Annotated in this window: 15 protein-coding genes and 1 riboswitch; of the genes, 12 read left to right on the top strand and 3 right to left on the bottom strand. The window is 48.3% G+C overall.

The window, feature by feature from the left end; all coding sequences use genetic code 11:
* Positions 1–28: 28 nt before the first annotated feature.
* The 6 genes from P8H32_RS09305 to P8H32_RS09280 all read left to right on the top strand — a co-directional run bounded on the left by P8H32_RS09305 (position 29) and on the right by P8H32_RS09280 (position 5,935).
* Positions 29–337, top strand: coding sequence for a helix-turn-helix domain-containing protein (locus tag P8H32_RS09305; RefSeq protein WP_297291871.1), 309 nt, complete (start codon positions 29–31; stop codon positions 335–337).
* Entirely contained in the window at positions 330–1,553 is a 1,224-nt protein-coding gene (locus P8H32_RS09300; protein WP_301089255.1) for a HipA domain-containing protein, read from the top strand. The genes P8H32_RS09305 and P8H32_RS09300 overlap by 8 nt, the downstream gene beginning before the upstream one ends.
* Positions 1,554–1,697: 144 nt before the next feature.
* Entirely contained in the window at positions 1,698–3,284 is a 1,587-nt protein-coding gene (locus tag P8H32_RS09295) for a peptide chain release factor 3 (RefSeq protein ID WP_301089254.1), read from the top strand.
* Positions 3,284–4,156: a DUF72 domain-containing protein gene (locus P8H32_RS09290; RefSeq protein ID WP_301089253.1), complete on the top strand. Its 873-nt coding sequence runs from the start codon at positions 3,284–3,286 to the stop codon at positions 4,154–4,156. The genes P8H32_RS09295 and P8H32_RS09290 overlap by 1 nt, the downstream gene beginning before the upstream one ends.
* A gap of 46 nt (positions 4,157–4,202) precedes the next feature.
* The gene (gene rsuA, locus P8H32_RS09285; protein WP_301089252.1) at positions 4,203–4,892 is read left to right on the top strand and encodes a 16S rRNA pseudouridine(516) synthase RsuA; all 690 of its coding nucleotides are present in this window, start codon (positions 4,203–4,205) and stop codon (positions 4,890–4,892) included.
* Positions 4,889–5,935, top strand: a complete 1,047-nt coding sequence (locus P8H32_RS09280; RefSeq protein WP_297291876.1) for a methyltransferase — start codon at positions 4,889–4,891, stop codon at positions 5,933–5,935. Before rsuA ends, P8H32_RS09280 begins: the two co-directional genes overlap by 4 nt.
* A gap of 55 nt (positions 5,936–5,990) precedes the next feature.
* Here P8H32_RS09280 and cmoB read toward each other — a convergent pair whose 3' ends face one another.
* Both cmoB and cmoA read right to left on the bottom strand, forming a co-directional pair.
* Positions 5,991–6,980 carry a tRNA 5-methoxyuridine(34)/uridine 5-oxyacetic acid(34) synthase CmoB gene (gene cmoB, locus P8H32_RS09275; RefSeq protein ID WP_297291877.1) on the bottom strand — a complete coding sequence of 330 codons (990 nt, stop codon included), beginning with the start codon at positions 6,978–6,980 and terminating at the stop codon, positions 5,991–5,993.
* Positions 6,980–7,708, bottom strand: a complete 729-nt coding sequence (gene cmoA / locus P8H32_RS09270) for a carboxy-S-adenosyl-L-methionine synthase CmoA (protein ID WP_297291878.1) — start codon at positions 7,706–7,708, stop codon at positions 6,980–6,982. Before cmoA ends, cmoB begins: the two co-directional genes overlap by 1 nt.
* A gap of 193 nt (positions 7,709–7,901) precedes the next feature.
* Positions 7,902–8,020, top strand: a riboswitch (TPP riboswitch).
* A 71-nt stretch (positions 8,021–8,091) separates the two neighbouring features.
* Between cmoA and thiC the strand changes: the two genes are divergently transcribed.
* From thiC to P8H32_RS09240, 6 genes are read left to right on the top strand one after another with little or no spacing between them, the layout of a single operon-like run.
* The gene (thiC, locus tag P8H32_RS09265) at positions 8,092–9,975 is read left to right on the top strand and encodes a phosphomethylpyrimidine synthase ThiC (RefSeq protein WP_297291879.1); all 1,884 of its coding nucleotides are present in this window, start codon (positions 8,092–8,094) and stop codon (positions 9,973–9,975) included.
* 8 nt (positions 9,976–9,983) lie between these two features.
* Positions 9,984–11,081 (top strand): glycine oxidase ThiO, encoded by a 1,098-nt coding sequence (thiO, locus tag P8H32_RS09260; protein ID WP_301089251.1) that lies wholly within the window; start codon positions 9,984–9,986, stop codon positions 11,079–11,081.
* 2 nt (positions 11,082–11,083) lie between these two features.
* The gene (gene thiS / locus P8H32_RS09255) at positions 11,084–11,287 is read left to right on the top strand and encodes a sulfur carrier protein ThiS (RefSeq protein ID WP_297291881.1); all 204 of its coding nucleotides are present in this window, start codon (positions 11,084–11,086) and stop codon (positions 11,285–11,287) included.
* 2 nt (positions 11,288–11,289) lie between these two features.
* Positions 11,290–12,069: a thiazole synthase gene (locus tag P8H32_RS09250; RefSeq protein ID WP_297291882.1), complete on the top strand. Its 780-nt coding sequence runs from the start codon at positions 11,290–11,292 to the stop codon at positions 12,067–12,069.
* 8 nt (positions 12,070–12,077) lie between these two features.
* Positions 12,078–13,577, top strand: a complete 1,500-nt coding sequence (gene thiE, locus P8H32_RS09245) for a thiamine phosphate synthase (protein ID WP_301089250.1) — start codon at positions 12,078–12,080, stop codon at positions 13,575–13,577.
* Positions 13,574–14,701 carry a HesA/MoeB/ThiF family protein gene (locus tag P8H32_RS09240; protein WP_301089249.1) on the top strand — a complete coding sequence of 376 codons (1,128 nt, stop codon included), beginning with the start codon at positions 13,574–13,576 and terminating at the stop codon, positions 14,699–14,701. Before thiE ends, P8H32_RS09240 begins: the two co-directional genes overlap by 4 nt.
* 12 nt (positions 14,702–14,713) lie before the next feature.
* Here P8H32_RS09240 and P8H32_RS09235 read toward each other — a convergent pair whose 3' ends face one another.
* Entirely contained in the window at positions 14,714–16,528 is a 1,815-nt protein-coding gene (locus P8H32_RS09235) for a DEAD/DEAH box helicase (protein WP_297291885.1), read from the bottom strand.
* Positions 16,529–16,612 lie beyond the last annotated feature (84 nt).

Here is a 16,612-nt window from a genome sequence, read left to right as displayed (position 1 = left end):
AACTTAGATATAGAAAAGAATATCAAGAATGACTTATAACAATGATCAAATACTGGAAGCGCTACGAGAGGCGCGGGCGCGTAAGGGGCTTAGCCAACGGGAGTTGAGTGCGCGCTCTGGTGTGCCCCAAAGCCATATCTCTAAGATTGAGGCGGGTGGTGTTGATCTGCGTATATCCAGCTTGATTGCTTTGGCCCGTGTGTTGGATTTGGAGCTGTTTTTAGCACCTAAGAAGTCTATGCCGGCTATTAAGTCGATTATGCGCTCTGCTGTGGGCGGAGATGATTTGGAAGCGGTATCGCCTGTTTATAGTCTGGATGGTGACGCGGATGAGTAGTGTTTCGACATTGAATGTTCTGCTCTATGGCCAGCTGATAGGGACGATTACCAACGTTGGGCATGACAGAACATTATTTGCGTTTACGGATGACTATATCAGCGATGAAGCGCGACCTGTTTTAAGTTTGGGGTTTAAGGACTCTTTGGGTGGTTTGATTACGGATTTTAAGCCGACACAAACTAAGCTTACGCCGTTTTTCTCGAACTTATTGCCAGAAGAAACGATGCGTCATTATCTGGCGGAACGCGCGAATGTTAATCCGGCGCGCGAGTTTTTTTTACTGTGGGTGCTCGGGCAGGACTTGCCCGGTGCGATAACTGTCGTACCTGCCGAAGGTGAGACCCTGCCACCGAATGTGCATGAAGAGGTGGAAGAGGGGGAGCCATTAGAACAGCCAATGCGGTTTTCACTGGCTGGGGTGCAGTTGAAGTTTTCAGCGGTGCAGCAGGCGGCAGGTTTGACCATCCCAGCCTCTGGAACAGGTGGCTCCTGGATTGTGAAATTGCCATCGTCACGCTTTGAAGCCGTACCAGAAAATGAATTTGCCATGATGGAATTAGCGCGGATGCTGGGTATGGATGTACCAGAGACGCAGCTACTTTCTATCGACCAGATCGGGGGTATCCCGGAAGGTATTGGACGATTTGGGGATAGTGCTTTTGCGATTAAGCGTTTTGATCGCAGTGCTGATGGGCAGGCTATTCACATGGAAGACTTTGCGCAGGTCTTTGGGGTATACCCGGAAGCCAAATACAAGAAAGCCAGTATGCGTAATATCGCTCAAGTTATAGGCCTGGAAGGGCATGAGGGTGATGTGGTTGAGTTTATCCGTCGCTTGGTGTTTAACACGCTGATCGGCAATGCGGATATGCATCTTAAGAACTGGTCGGTGATATATAACGATAAGCAAACTGCCTCAATAGCGCCAGCTTATGATTTTGTTTCAACTATTGCTTATATTCCTGATGATAGTGCATCGCTGAAAGTCAGCCGCACTAAGAAGTTTAGTGAATTTACGTTGGATGAGTTGTCGCACTTGGCCGCTAAAGCCATGCTGCCAGAAAAGCTAGTATTGGATACGGCGCGTGAAACGGTTTTAGCCTTTCACGAAGTCTGGCATCGTGAGAAGACAAATTTACCTCTTACGAAGGATATGATTGAGGTAATTGAAAAACATTTACAAAACGTGCCTTTGGCAGGCACGGGCGTATAATACGCCACAATTTAATCGCTCTGGATTGATTACAAATACGGGAGGCTTTGCTGGCTGCAGGCCTTGGTAAACTACTTGATAATCAGGGCTTAGAGTTAACTTTATTCTTGTGCAAATCTTTGTACAAGTTGGGAATTTAGATACATGGCTGAAGCCAATTTTATTAATGAAGTCAATAAACGACGCACGTTCGCTATCATCTCGCACCCGGATGCCGGTAAAACCACCATTACCGAGAAGCTACTGTTATTGGGCCAGCTTATTCAGGTGGCAGGTACCGTAAAGGGCAAAAAGTCTGACCGCCATGCCACCTCAGACTGGATGGGCATGGAGCAGGAGCGGGGTATCTCGGTAACATCATCGGTGATGCAATTCCCTTATAAAGAGCGCACCGTCAACCTGCTGGATACCCCGGGGCACGAAGATTTCTCTGAAGATACCTATCGTACCTTAACCGCCGTAGATTCTGCCCTGATGGTGGTTGACGGCGCCAAGGGTGTCGAGGCCCGCACCATTAAATTAATGGATGTCTGTCGCCTGCGTGATACCCCTATCCTTAGCTTTGTGAACAAAATGGACCGCGATATTCGCGACCCTATTGACCTGTTAGATGAAATTGAAAAGGTGCTGTCCATTCAAGGGGCGCCCATCAACTGGCCGATAGGTATGGGTAAAGAGTTTAAAGGAGTCTATAACCTCTATACCGATATTATTCATGTATTCCAGCAAGGCCAAAGCAATGTTATTGCCGATGATATTCAAATACAGGGTCTTGAGAGTGACGAAGCCAAAAAGCTGCTGGGTGTTTATTACGAAGATTTTGCCGAAGAGATAGAGTTGGTACGTGGCGCTAGCCATGAGTTCGATCTGGACGCTTATTTAGCCGGTACCTTAACGCCAGTGTTTTTTGGTACGGCCTTGTCCAATTTTGGTGTACGTGAAATGCTGGATGGTTTTGTGGAGTGGGCTCCGTCGCCATTGGCAAGGGAAACGGCCAGCCGGGAAGTTGCCCCCGACGAAGAAAAATTCAGTGGCTTTGTATTTAAGATTCAAGCCAATATGGACCCCAAGCACCGCGACCGTATTGCCTTTATGCGTATTTGCTCTGGTACTTATACCAAGGGTATGAAAATGAAACATGTGCGTATTGCCAAAGACGTAAAAATTGCCGACGCAGTGACCTTTAAAGCCGGTGAGCGAGAAGCGGTGGAGGTGGCACGCTCTGGTGATATTATCGGCTTGCATAACCATGGCACCATTCAGATTGGTGACACTTTCTCCGAGGGTGAAGAGTTAAAGTTCACCGGTATCCCGCATTTTGCACCGGAAATGTTTCGCTTAATTCGTCTTAAAGATCCGCTAAAAGCCAAGGCTTTGCAAAAAGGTTTACAGCAGTTATCGGAAGAAGGGTCTACACAGGTCTTTATGCCGGTCAGCAATTCCAACTTAATTGTGGGTGCGGTTGGTCAGCTGCAATATGAAGTGGTCGCCTACCGTTTAAAAGATGAGTATAAAGTTGAAGCGATCTATGAGCCGGTCAGTGTGTATACCGCCCGCTGGATTGAATGCGACGACGAGAAAATGCTGAGCGAATTTAAAAGGAAAGCGGCAGAAAATTTGGCGATAGATGGCGGCGGTCACCTTACTTACTTAGCGCCAACTCGCGTTAACCTGCAATTGATGGAAGAGCGTTGGCCTGATGTGCAATTCAGGGCAACCAGAGAGCATTAATGTCCTCCACCCCGCAGTCATCTCTCTACAGCCTGGGTTTACCCATGTGGTCGAACCGGCAATGGATAGGGAGCTTGTTTCCTGCGGGCGCTAATAGTAAAAATTTTCTTCAGCACTATTCATCAGTCTTCAATAGTGTTGAAGGCAATACCACCTTTTACGCACTGCCTACGCAAAGCACTGTAGCCAGCTGGAAATCACAGGCCCAGCCTGACTTTCGTTTTTGTTTTAAACTACCCAGAAAAATCACCCACGAAAATTATTTGCGCTACTGCGGTGTTGAATTGTCTGAGTTTCTTAAGCGGCTTGAGCCCCTGGGAGATAATCTGGGGGCGTTTATGATTCAGTTGCCGGATAGTTTTGCTCCCGAGCAGTTGCCTGATCTACAGCGTTTCCTAAAAGAGCTACCCAGTGACTATAGTTTTGCGGTTGAAGTCAGGCATCGTGATTTTTTTAATCGTGGTGATGAGGAAAAGACTCTGAATCAGACCCTGCATAAATTTCAGGTAGATAGAGTGTGCTTTGATAGCCGTGCCCTGTTTAGCCGCCCGGCGATTACTGAGCAGGAAAAAGACGCGCACCGTAAAAAACCTCGTTTGCCTGTGCATGCTATCCCTACAGCAAAGCACCCTATTATCCGCTTTGTTGGCGGAGCTGATTTTCATCATAATCAGCAATATTTGCTGCCCTGGGTTAACAAGATAGCCGAATGGCAACAGCAGGGCATTCAGCCAATCGTTTTTATCCATACGCCGGATAATATTGGCGCGCCAGAACAGGCCGCTATGTTTCATCAGTTATTGGATGGCTTACCGGGGTGGCAGCCTCTGGCCAAAACAATTAAAGATGAAACTCAGTTAGCGATCTTTTAATATGGTTGCACTCTATTCATTCTCTGCGAAGTAAAGCAAAAACACTATGCGCCTGGATAAATACTTAACGGCGGTTACCGATCTTTCTCGAGCCGAATCCAAGAAGATACTGAAATTCAATAGGGTGACCGTTGATGGTGCCAGGGTGACTGACCCTCGCACCCATGTTGAAGAAAGTGCAGAGGTGGCCATTGATGGTGAAGTGCTGCGTGCTGCCACCGCAAGATATTTTATGCTGCACAAACCCCTGGGTTACGTCTCTGCCACTAAAGACCGTGAGCATCTTACGGTGCTGGAATTATTCGACGAAGATAATCTCGACCAATTACATATCGCCGGGCGGCTGGATATTGATACCACCGGCTTGCTATTACTGACCGACGACGGGCAGTGGTCTCATCGAGTAACTTCCCCAAACCGCGATTGCCAAAAAACGTATCTACTGGAAACTGCAGACCCTATTACCGATGAAGCGGTCGTAAAAATTGAGCAGGGTATTCATTTGGATAATGAAAAACGCCCCACAAAACCTGCTCAAATGGAAGTGGTTGATGTGCAAACGGCAAGGCTTACGATCAGTGAAGGAAAATACCATCAAGTAAAACGTATGTTGGCGGCGGTAGGTAATAAAGTTGAAATGCTTCACCGTGAACGCATAGGTCATATTGTACTGGATGAAGATTTGATGCCGGGTGAATATCGCGCCTTGACACCTGAAGAGGTGGCCAGCCTATGAAGGATTTAGCGTGGCAGTTATTGCAACCGGCATTGCAGCAGCAGGGGAATGGGCAAGCACTCTGGCTGGTGGATGAAAATATCACTGAGCAGGATATTGCCAGTATAACCCCGGCGAAAAATTTGCAGGTGATAAGTAACCGCTATGATGTGTATTTGGCACTGCAAAAAAAAGGTTTTAAGGCGGCCTTATCAGATTATGATTTTTCCGGTTTCGAGCTGAGCAGCTTTGATGTTATCTACTATCGCGTTTCTAAAGAAAAAGCCGTTGTCCATCATATTATTAATGCTGCTGCCCGGTATTTAAAACCGCAGGGTGAGTTGCTGCTGGCAGGTTATAAAAACGAAGGCATTAAAACCTACGTAAGCAAGGCTGCGGCCTTATTAGGCTGCCCTGCAGATAAACAGCGCGGCCCCCAAAGCACCCTGTTAGCAACACTGACTCGCGAAGCTATTGCTGCTGACCCACTGGACGATAAAAACTATACCGAATTTTCCACGGTGGTTGCTGGCGACCTGTCTTTTATTAGCAAGCCGGGTATATTTGGCTGGAATAAGGTTGATCAGGGTAGTGTTTTTTTAATCGATACCTTAGCCAATTATCTGGGAATATTTGAAACATTGCCCGAGCAGGTTATTGATTTAGGCTGTGGCTATGGGTTTTTATCCGTCATGGCGCATCAGTTTTTATCGGCTGATTATCTGGCCACGGACAATAATATTACGGCGATTAATGCCTGTAAGCAGAACTTTGCCAAACATAAGCTTAGTGGTGAAGTGCTGATTGATAACTGTGCAGAAGCTATTTCAAAGCAAGCGGATTTGATTATTTGTAACCCGCCTTTTCATCAAGGGTTTGATATTGAAGGTGATCTTACCCGTCGTTTTTTGCAGACTTGCAAACGTTTGTTAGCACCGGGCGGGCGAGGCTTGTTTGTGGTTAACAGTTTTATTCCCCTGGAAAAAAAAGCCGCGCCGTTATTTTCCAGCGTTGAGACGGTTGCCAGTAATAAAAGTTTTAAAGTGATTGCCCTGGCTTTGTAAACCTCTATTTATTCAGGTTGGAAGCAAACTGTTGGTACTCACAGGATTGGCGGCTTCAAGGGGCTTTAGCGGTAAAAATGGCTCTGCGCGGGGCGGGGTAACCTTCAATGGTTTTACTGTGATTTTCAGGGTCTAAAAACTGCTCCAGTGAATGGAAAGTCATCCACTCTGTGCTGCGCTGCTCCTCGATAGTGGTGTCTGTTACATTGACTAGCTTAATATCCTTAAAGCCGACCTTTTTTAGCCATCGCATCATGGTGGGGCAGCTGGGTAAAAACCAGACATTGCCCATCCGTGCATAGCGGCCTTCGGGCACCAGTACTTCGCCTTCATCTCCTTCAATGACCAGGGTTTCTAATACCAGTTCGCCGCCACTGGTTAAACTATCACGCAGTTCCATCAAGTGGTCAAAGGGTGAGCGGCGGTGATACAGCACACCCATGGAAAAAACACTATCAAAGAACCTTAGCTTTTCCGGTAGGTGTTCAATGCCCATTGGCAATACGGTGACGCGATGATCCTGAATATATTTTTGCAGGGTAAAAAACTGCACAATAAATAAAGGGGTGGGATCAATACCTATCACCAGATCTGCACCTGCGCCGCGCATACGCCAGCAGTGGTAGCCACTGCCACAGCCGATATCCAATACCTTTTTGCCCTGCAAGGGTTCGATATGATCTTTTAAACGATCCCATTTCCAATCGGAGCGCCACTCGGTATCAATCTCTACATCAAATAGATTAAAGGGGCCTTTGCGCCAGGGGTGCAGGCCCTGTAACTGTTGTTTGAAGTCGCTGTGCTGTTCAGCCGTTAGAGCATTTTCATTGGTGAGTTGAATAGCGGTCTGGTTTAAATCGTAAGCGGCTGTCGGCCAGTCGGGTAACTGTGCTAATACCGATTTCCAGCGCGGTAAGTCGCCATAGCGTTTTTCATCTAAGCCCTTGGCGATTTGGGCCGGCATTTGCTCAAGCCATTGTGCCAGGGCTTCGCGGTTATCATCGTCGCTGTTAAGTTGTTCAATAAAGGGCTGGTAATCAATCATTATTTGATGGCGACCAACGACGCAAAATTAAAACACTGAAACCACACATCCACATTATTAAAGCCGACTGTTTTTAAACGCTGCTGGTGGGTGACCATGGTTTCGGGGAGTAACACCTTTTCCAGAGCGGTACGTTTCTGGCTGATTTCCATATCGCTATAACCGTTGGCGCGCTTAAAGCTATGGTGTAAATCCGTATTCAGTTCTTGCAGGTGTGGGTCATCAAAACAAAATTTTTCAGACAAGACTAAAATACCGCCGTCGAGCATGCCGTTATAAATTTTTTGCAATAAAGCTTCCCGTTCATCCTTGCTAATAAATTGTAAAGTGAAATTTAACACCACGACTGAGGCGTTTTCGATGTCAACGTCCTGGATATTGGCTTCTACCAACTCAACAGGGGTATTGGCAGTATCCTGGTCAATAATCTGCTGACACTGTTGCTGCATGGCGGCGGAGTTATCCACGGCGATAATTTTACAGTCGCGCCCATCGAGCTGCTGTCGCATCGACAGGGTAGAAGCCCCCAATGAGCTGCCCAGGTCATAACAATGGCTATGGGCCTGGGCATAGCGCTCTGCCAGTACCCCGGTCATAGCGATAATGGTGCCATAGCCTGGCACCGAGCGTTGGATCATATCCGGGAAGACCTGCACCACTTTTTTATCAAAGCTAAAGTTGGTAATAGAGTCTAAGGGCTGTGAGTAAATGGAGTCTTTATCGCTCATTGGGTGGTTGATTTCTGGCCGGGTGGTTTAGGCTGCGGATTCTATCATAAGCCTTAAGTGCTTGGCATAGGGCCCGTCCCGTGGCGCCCTTGCTGGGCTGACTCTCAACAGGCGCCACTATGCCCAAAAAATCCAACCCATTGCCTGATTGTTATCTTCAAGTAAATTCCGTAGAATCTTCTGCACTAATTATCGCGTCTTGTCGGGGTGCTTTGCCCGGAGTTAGCTCTGGAATAAGCTGAGATGGTTTAAGCCAAACCCGTAGTACCTGAACAGGTTAATACCTGCGTAGGAAACAAGTAGTCATGCAGGCAGTTGTTAATGCCTCTTGTCGCTCCGCCAGGCCGCTCCTTAATTGTTTGCCATGATGGAGTGACCACTCAATGTCCAAGTCTACCAGTAACATTCAAAAGCTTAGTGAAACAGCTAAAGTTGATGAGCTATCGACTCAACCTTTCCCCAATTCTGAAAAGATTTATATCGAGGGTAGTCGTCCGGACGTACGGGTAGCGATGCGGGAAGTCAGTCTGTCACCCACCCATCTGCAAGATGGATCGCTGGAAGATAATCCATCGGTGCGTATCTATGATACCTCCGGTGTTTATACCGACCCCTCGGTATCGATTGATGTGCGTACAGGCCTTGACCCTATGCGGGCCGGCTGGGTTGCCGAGCGCAACGACACCGTAGAGCTGGATCGTTTTACCTCGGAATATACCCGTCTTCGCGACCAGAATATTACTCTTGAGACCTTGCGCTTCGATCATATCAGCAAGCCACGCCGCGCCTTGCCCGGCAAAAATGTTACTCAGTTACACTATGCCCGCCAGGGAATTATTACACCGGAAATGGAATATATTGCCATTCGGGAAAACCTGGCGCTGGAAGAAAAAGCGGTAGAAGAGGCCGCTAAAGACCAGCACCCCGGGATGAATTTTGGCGCCAATACCCCCAAATTTATTACCCCGGAATTTGTTCGCAGTGAAGTGGCCGCAGGCCGTGCCGTTATTCCTGCCAATATTAACCACCCTGAATCCGAGCCAATGATTATTGGCCGTAACTTCCTGGTAAAAATTAATGCCAACATTGGCAACAGTGCAGTGACTTCTTCCATTGAAGAAGAGGTAGAGAAAATGGTGTGGTCAACCCGCTGGGGTGGCGATACCGTAATGGATTTATCCACCGGCAAAAATATTCATGAAACCCGTGAGTGGATTGTACGTAATTCGCCCGTGCCTATTGGTACAGTACCCATTTACCAGGCACTGGAAAAAGTGGATGGTGTGGCCGAGGATTTAACCTGGGAAATTTTCCGCGATACGCTGATTGAACAGGCGGAACAAGGGGTGGATTATTTTACTATTCATGCCGGCGTACTGTTGCCCTATGTGCCCATGACTGCCAAGCGCGTTACCGGTATCGTTTCCCGCGGTGGTTCCATTATGGCGAAGTGGTGCTTGGCTCACCACAAAGAAAATTTCCTCTACACCCACTTTGAAGATATCTGTGAAATTCTTAAAGCCTATGATGTGACTTTCTCGCTGGGTGATGGTTTGCGTCCGGGTTGTATTGCCGATGCCAACGATGAAGCGCAATTTTCAGAACTGCGTACGCTGGGTGAATTAACCAAGATTGCCTGGGAGCATGATGTTCAGGTCTTTATCGAAGGCCCCGGTCATGTGCCCATGCATATGGTGAAAGAAAATATGGACGAGCAGTTAAAACACTGCCATGAAGCGCCGTTCTATACTTTGGGGCCACTGGTGACCGATATATCGCCGGGCTATGATCATTTTTCCTCGGGTATTGGCGCCGCTATGATTGGTTGGTATGGCTGTGCCATGCTCTGTTATGTAACTCCCAAAGAGCATTTGGGACTGCCTAATCGCGATGATGTTAAAGAAGGTATTATCACCTATAAGATTGCCGCCCACTCAGCGGATTTGGCCAAGGGGCATCCCTCTTCTCAAATACGCGATAACGCTTTGTCCAAGGCGCGCTTTGAATTCCGTTGGGAAGACCAGTTTAACCTGAGTCTCGACCCGGATCGCGCGCGGGAATTCCACGATGAAACCCTGCCTAAAGAGTCCGCCAAAGTCGCGCATTTTTGTTCGATGTGTGGCCCCAAATTCTGCTCGATGAAAATCACTCAAGAGGTCCGTGATTACGCGGCCCAGCAAGAGGCAGAAAAAGAAGCGGCTGAAGGTATGAACGAAATGTCGGAAAAGTTTCGCTCTGAAGGCAGCGAGCTTTATAAAGAAGTGTAGTGACGCCCATGGTGACGCAAACAGGTTTACAGATTGGTATTGCCGGCGCCGGTATTATGGGGCGGCTGCTGGCGTGGCAGCTGCAACGTGCTGGCCACCAGGTCAGTCTGTTCGATAAAGACCCGGCGGATTTTGGCGGGGCTGCCGCCTATACCGCTGCCGGTATGTTAGCGCCCTACAGTGAACTTGAGTCAGCAGAGAGCTTGATTTACCAATTGGGCCAGCGGGGTTTATCGCTTTGGCCTGAGCTGGTGGCGTCACTGGATGCTGAAGATTGTTTTTTTCAGCGCGGCAGTTTGGTAGTAGCCCATCAACAAGACCAGGCAGACTTACAACGGTTTAATTTAACCCTGCAGCGAAAAATCCCCGACGATTCTTCTGTGCGTCTATTGAACCAGACTGCCCTGGCAGACTGTGAGCCTGATCTGGCGACGCAATTCCAACAGGCGACCCAGCTGGCTGATGAGGGCTGGCTATATCCGCGAGAAATTATGCGCAAGCTGGCCGAGCAGTTAATGGCTGGCGGCGCCAACTGGTATGCCAATACCGCGATAGAAAAAATAGGGCCGCAACAGTTGCATACAGCCGATCAGCAATTCCATTTTGACCTGGTGATTGATTGCCGGGGTCTGGGTGCGAAACAGGATATTGAAAAACTGCGCGGTGTGCGGGGAGAGTTATTGTGGGTACATGCTCCTGAAGTGACTATTAGCCGGATGGTGCGTTTGATGCACCCTCGTTATCGTTTGTATTTGGTGCCACAAAAAGACCAGCAGTATATTTTGGGTGCCACTCAAATAGAGAGCGATGATAACAGCGCTATTAGTGTGCGCTCGGCGCTGGAATTATTATCGGCCTTATATGCCATTCATCCGGGCTTTGCCGAAGCGCGCATTACTGAAACCAAAACCAATTGTCGGCCGGCACTGATGGATAACTTGCCGTTAATCAGTACGGCCGATGGTTTGATCAGGGTCAATGGCTTGTTTCGTCACGGTTGGTTATTAGCGCCAGCACTGGCTGAAGAAGTGCTTCGTTATGTGCAAACCCAAACCATTGCCGAGTCGCAGTTTCCATCGATTTATAATGAAGGGCGGGTAAGTTAATCGTGATTACGATTTTTTTAAATGATCAGGTGACGGAGATTGTCCCTGAGCAATCCATCCAGCAGATGATTGCCGGTTTATCCGATAAGCCAGACAATTTTGCCATTGCTGTTAATGAAAACTTTGTACCCAAAACAGAGTACGACCAATTATTATTGCAGCAGGGTGACCGTGTTGAATTATTGGTGCCAATGCAAGGGGGATAACGATGTGGACCTTGGCTGATAAAGAAATCAATAGCCGCCTGTTTATTGGCTCGGCACTGTATCCATCGCCACAAATTATGGTGGATGCCATTGCGGCCTCCGGCGCTGATGTGGTGACCGTATCATTGCGGCGGCAATCGCAGGAACAGGATGGGGGCAATATTTTTTGGCAAAGTTTGCGCGACCTGGATATTCATATTTTACCCAATACCGCCGGTTGCCACTCTGTCAAAGAAGCTATTACCACGGCACAAATGGCCCGCGAAGTATTTGATACCCCGTGGATTAAGCTGGAAGTAATAGGGGACGAATATAGTTTGCAGCCCGACCCCTTTGCCTTATTGGAAGCCACAAAAGAATTAATTGCCCAGGGCTTTGAAGTGTTCCCCTATTGCACCGATGATTTGGTGCTTTGTGAAAAGTTGGTAGAAGCCGGCTGTCGTATTTTGATGCCCTGGGGTGCGCCAATCGGTACCGGTAAAGGCTTAATTAACCCCTATGCCTTAAAAAATTTACGTCAGCGCTTGCCGGATATTACCCTGGTGGTTGATGCTGGCATTGGCGCACCCTCCCATTCTGCTGAGGCTATGGAAATGGGTTACGATGCGGTATTACTAAATACCGCTATCGCCCAATCTCCTGACCCGGTAACCATGGCTACGGGTTTTAATCATGCCCTTAAAGCAGGCCGGGCAGCTTACGAAGCGGGCTTAATGCCTGAACGTGATTTGGCCCAGCCCAGCACGCCGACTATCGGTACGCCATTTTGGCACCAAAGTTAATGTCGCCTGTGAAAACACATTCTTATATAGCCAGGCGAGCCAGCAAGCCGGTGGTGCTATGTATTGCCGGCAGTGATAGTTCCGGCCTTGCGGGTATCCAGCAAGATGTCAAAACCTGTGAAGCTTTGGGTGTTCATGCGGCTACGGCGATCACGGCTATTACTGCGCAAAATAATCAGCAACTATTTTCTATTAATCCGGTTGCTATCGATAAACTTGAGCAGCAAATTGATGCGGCGCTGGCGTTAAAGCCACAGCTGATAAAAATTGGTTTATTGGTTAATGCCGAGCAGGTTCAGCTTTTAGTCGATAAATTATCTGCGCTATCCATCCCGATTGTTTACGATCCTGTGCTAGCAACCTCCAGTGATGGTGATACTTTCGATAAAAGTGCACTGTCGCTTTTGCGGGAGAAATTGCTGCCACTGTGTACAGTGCTTACCCCTAATATTCCAGAAGCAGAGCAGATCTTATCCCAGACGATTACCGGCCCCGAAACACAGCAGGCAGCCGCAAAGTCTTTGGCTGAGGGTGGTGCCCATTGGGTGGTACTTAAAGGTGGGCATTTGGAAGGTGAGCAGGCTAGTGATTACTGTTATAACGCTGCGCTGAATTTTTATGTATCACAACCCCGGGAAAAAACACTCCATAGCCGGGGCACAGGTTGTGCTTTTGCATCGGCTATAGCCAGCGCCTTAGCCTTAGGCTATGAGGTTAGAGATGCCCTGGTGATTGCGAAAATGGTGATTCAACAGGGCTTGATTAACGCTCGTTCTGTCAATGATGAAAAAGGAGCTGTAGCTGTATCCGGGTTTCCTTCAGCTTATTGGCCCACTTATTCAACGTCAGTAGCGAATCAGCAGGTAGCCTTAAACTTTTTACCCTGTGTTGATTCAGCACGACCAGAACTGGGCTTATATCCTGTGGTAGATAGCGCTGACTGGCTGGAGCAATTACTGCCAACTGGAGTGAGTACAGCCCAATTACGCGTAAAAAATTTAACCGGCCAGGCATTGGCGGACGAAATAGAGCGGGCCGTTGCCATCGCTAAAACATTTGATTGTCGTTTATTTATTAATGATTACTGGCAATTAGCGATTGAGAAAAAAGCCTATGGTGTGCACCTGGGCCAAGAGGACTTATTAACCGCCGACCTGAATGCAATTAGCCAGGCGGGACTGCGTTTGGGTTTAAGCAGCCATAGTCATTTTGAGGTGGCTCGAGCTCGGGCGATTCAGCCATCCTATATCGCCTGTGGCCCCACCTTTGCAACCACCACCAAAGCTATGCCATGGGTGCCGCATGGGCTGGAAGGCTTACAGTATTGGGCTGGCAGTCTCGACTATCCTTTGGTGTCTATTGCGGGCATTGATGAGCATAATATCAAGGCTGTAGCGGCCACCGGTGTCTCAGGTATTGCAATGATTACTGCGATTACGCTGGATAAAGATCCCAGGGCGAAAACACGGCGATTGATGCAGGCGATTGCTGAGGGCAGGCCACTATGACGGCCTTCGATAGCCAGGGTGAATTTTCTGCCGCAGAGTGGCAGCGCTATCAGCGTCATATTCAGTTAGGCGATTTTTCAGTGGCCGGTCAGCGGGCGCTAAAACAATCAAAGGTATTGATTGTCGGTGTGGGTGGTCTTGGTTGCCCCGCTGCGCAGTATTTAGCGGCGGCGGGGGTGGGTCATTTAACCCTGGTTGATGGCGACCGTATTAGCTTGTCAAATTTGCAGCGACAGATTTTATTTACTGAACAGGATATTGGGCAGTTAAAATCTACCGTGGCAGCAGCGCGTTTATTGGAGCTCAATAGTGCTATTACTATTCACGCGGTAGAGCAGCCTTTAACGGAGAATAATGCTGGCCAGTTGATTGCGTGCCATGATTTAGTGATCGACTGTACGGATAATTTTCATACGCGATATCTTTTGAACGACCTTTGTCACGACAATAAAAAGCCCTGGATTTACAGCAGTGTGCTGGGTTTTTCGGGGCAGCTGGCTATGTTTGTGCCCGGTGGCGCGTGTTTTCGTTGTCTATTTCCTGAAGTCAGCGAAGTGCCGGATTGCAACCAGGCGGGTGTGTTGGGTGTTGTACCGGGTATGCTGGGAGTATTGCAAGCGTTGGAGGCGATTAAGTATATCGCCAGATTGCCGGGTGTTATTGCCAATCAGTTGGCCCAGGTTAATGCGCTGGATTTTCGATTTAAAACCTTTAATTTGAAAACGTCGCCTGGCTGTTTATTATGCCAGGGGGACGCTGGCCCCGACAATTTCCGTAAAGATTATCAGCCCGTTTGCAGCAGGCCTGATGCCGTTGATCGCGGGTTAGGGCCAGCGGAATTTATTGCAAGGATAAACCAGCCTGGTATTCGCTTAATTGATGTGCGCTCGCAGGTGGAGCACCAGGCCTTTAATATTGGTGGCGAAGTTATTCCGGTGGATGACCTTATCGCAGCTGGTCTACCTTCGGCGCTGGATAGTGATGCTCAGTATTTGTTGTACTGTCAAAGTGGTTTGCGCAGTAGTAAGGCCGTTAGTTATATGCAGTCACAGGGCGTTGACGGGGTGTGGTCGCTATCCGGTGGCATTGCCGCATTGCTTGAAAGCAGCGACGATTTGCAATAAATCGTCGCCGTTCTATTTGGCTGGCTTTTTCGCTTTCCGTTTTTTCACTTTTGCTGTGCTATCGGTTTTTTTGCCTTTACCGACTTTGTCTTTAACTTTGCCGCCAGCGTTTGATGCGCCCTTTTTCTTTTTGGGCGGTTTGGCTTTGCTACCTTTGTCTGCTGTACTTTCCTCGGCCATAAAAATCGTTTTATTGCAGATACGCACTTTTTTCAGTGTGTTAAGCATATCCTTTGGCATGCCTTCAGGCAGGTCAACCGTTGAGTGGTTGTCATGTAGTTTGATATGACCTATATGGTCGCCATCAATGCCGGTTTCATTGGCAATAGCGCCCACTATATTGCCGGGCGTAACACCATCGTCACGGCCCACTTCGATTCTGTAGCGCACCATATTGATATCGGTTTTATTACGCTTGCCTTCTTCTCTTTTGCGAGCAGATTTTCTGTTGTCGTTGCGCTCCGGTTTATCAAAGCTGTCCCGCTGGTTTTTTCGTTTCGGTTCATCTTTGACTTCAAGCGGTTTATCTTTTTGTAATAGATAAGCCAGTGCACAGGCAATATCTTCCGCAGAGCGATCTGCTTCAATGCTATATTCGGAAAGCACCTGATGGAAAAAATCCAATTTTTGATTTTCCAGTGCTTCAGTTAGTTGTTGTTTAAACTGTTCTATACGTTTACTAGAGACTTCAACGCCAGAGGGCAGCTCCATTTTAGCAATAGGCTGGCGGGTCGATTTTTCTATCGCTTGCAACAGGCGCTTTTCACGGGGCGCTACAAATAATATCGCCTTACCTTCTCTACCGGCACGACCTGTGCGACCAATGCGGTGTACATAAGCTTCCGGGTCGTAGGGAATATCAAAGTTTAAAACATGGCTAACACGTTCAACATCGATGCCTCGGGCTGCGACATCGGTAGCCACAATAATATCGAGTTGTTTTTTCTTGAGGCGGTTGATAGTGCGTTCACGTAACGCCTGATTCATATCGCCGTTTAATGCTGATGCGGAGTAACCACGGGCTTCCAGTTTTTCTGCCAGCTCGGCGGTGGCGGTTTTAGTGCGTACAAAAATAATCATCGCATCAAAACTATCGGCTTCAAGAATTCTGGTAATCGCGTCGAGCTTACGCTCAAAGCCATTAACGATAAGATAGTTCTGCTCTATTTTGGCGGCGGTAGTGGACTCTCTGGCAATGCTGACTTCTTTTGGATTATTCAGGTAGCGGTCTGCCACTTTGCGAATCGGCTTGGGCATGGTGGCTGAAAACAATGCAACCTGACGCTCCTTGGGGGTGTGTTCTAAAATCCACTCTACGTCATCGATAAAACCCATGCGTAACATTTCATCAGCTTCATCTAATACCAGGCTCGTTAAACCTTCCAGCTTCAGGCTGCCGCGGCGCAGGTGATCCATAATACGCCCGGGCGTACCTACCACCACATGAACACCGCGTTTGAGTTGGCGCAATTGCCCGCTCATATCCTGGCCGCCATAAATGGGCAGTACATGAAACCCCTTCATTTGGCTGGCGTAAGTTTGAAAGGCTTCGGCCACTTGAATGGCTAGCTCACGGGTAGGGGCTAGCACCAGTGTTTGCGGGGTTTTCAGTTTGATGTCGATTTTGCTTAGCAGCGGTAAAGCAAAGGCCGCTGTTTTACCGGTACCGGTTTGGGCAACCCCAAGCAGGTCATCACCATTTAACAGGTGCGGAATACTGGCGGCTTGAATCGGCGAGGGCTGCTCATAGCCGACATTATCAATGGCTTTTTGCACGGGAGCGGCTAACGCCAGGTCTTTAAAACTGGTGGTTTCGGGGGCTGACATGAATGTTCTCGATAGTTGGTGTGACGCTGTTTGGCCCCACCGGAAGTGTGGCGGCGGATTATACGGCCTTTGGGGCTTTTCGGG

The sequence above is a fragment of the Oceanicoccus sp. genome, from assembly GCF_029238675.1.
GTDB lineage: Bacteria > Pseudomonadota > Gammaproteobacteria > Pseudomonadales > Dasaniaceae > Oceanicoccus.
The sequence above is the reverse complement of the archived record's forward strand: the minus strand, read 5'-3'. Positions and strand labels throughout refer to the sequence as shown.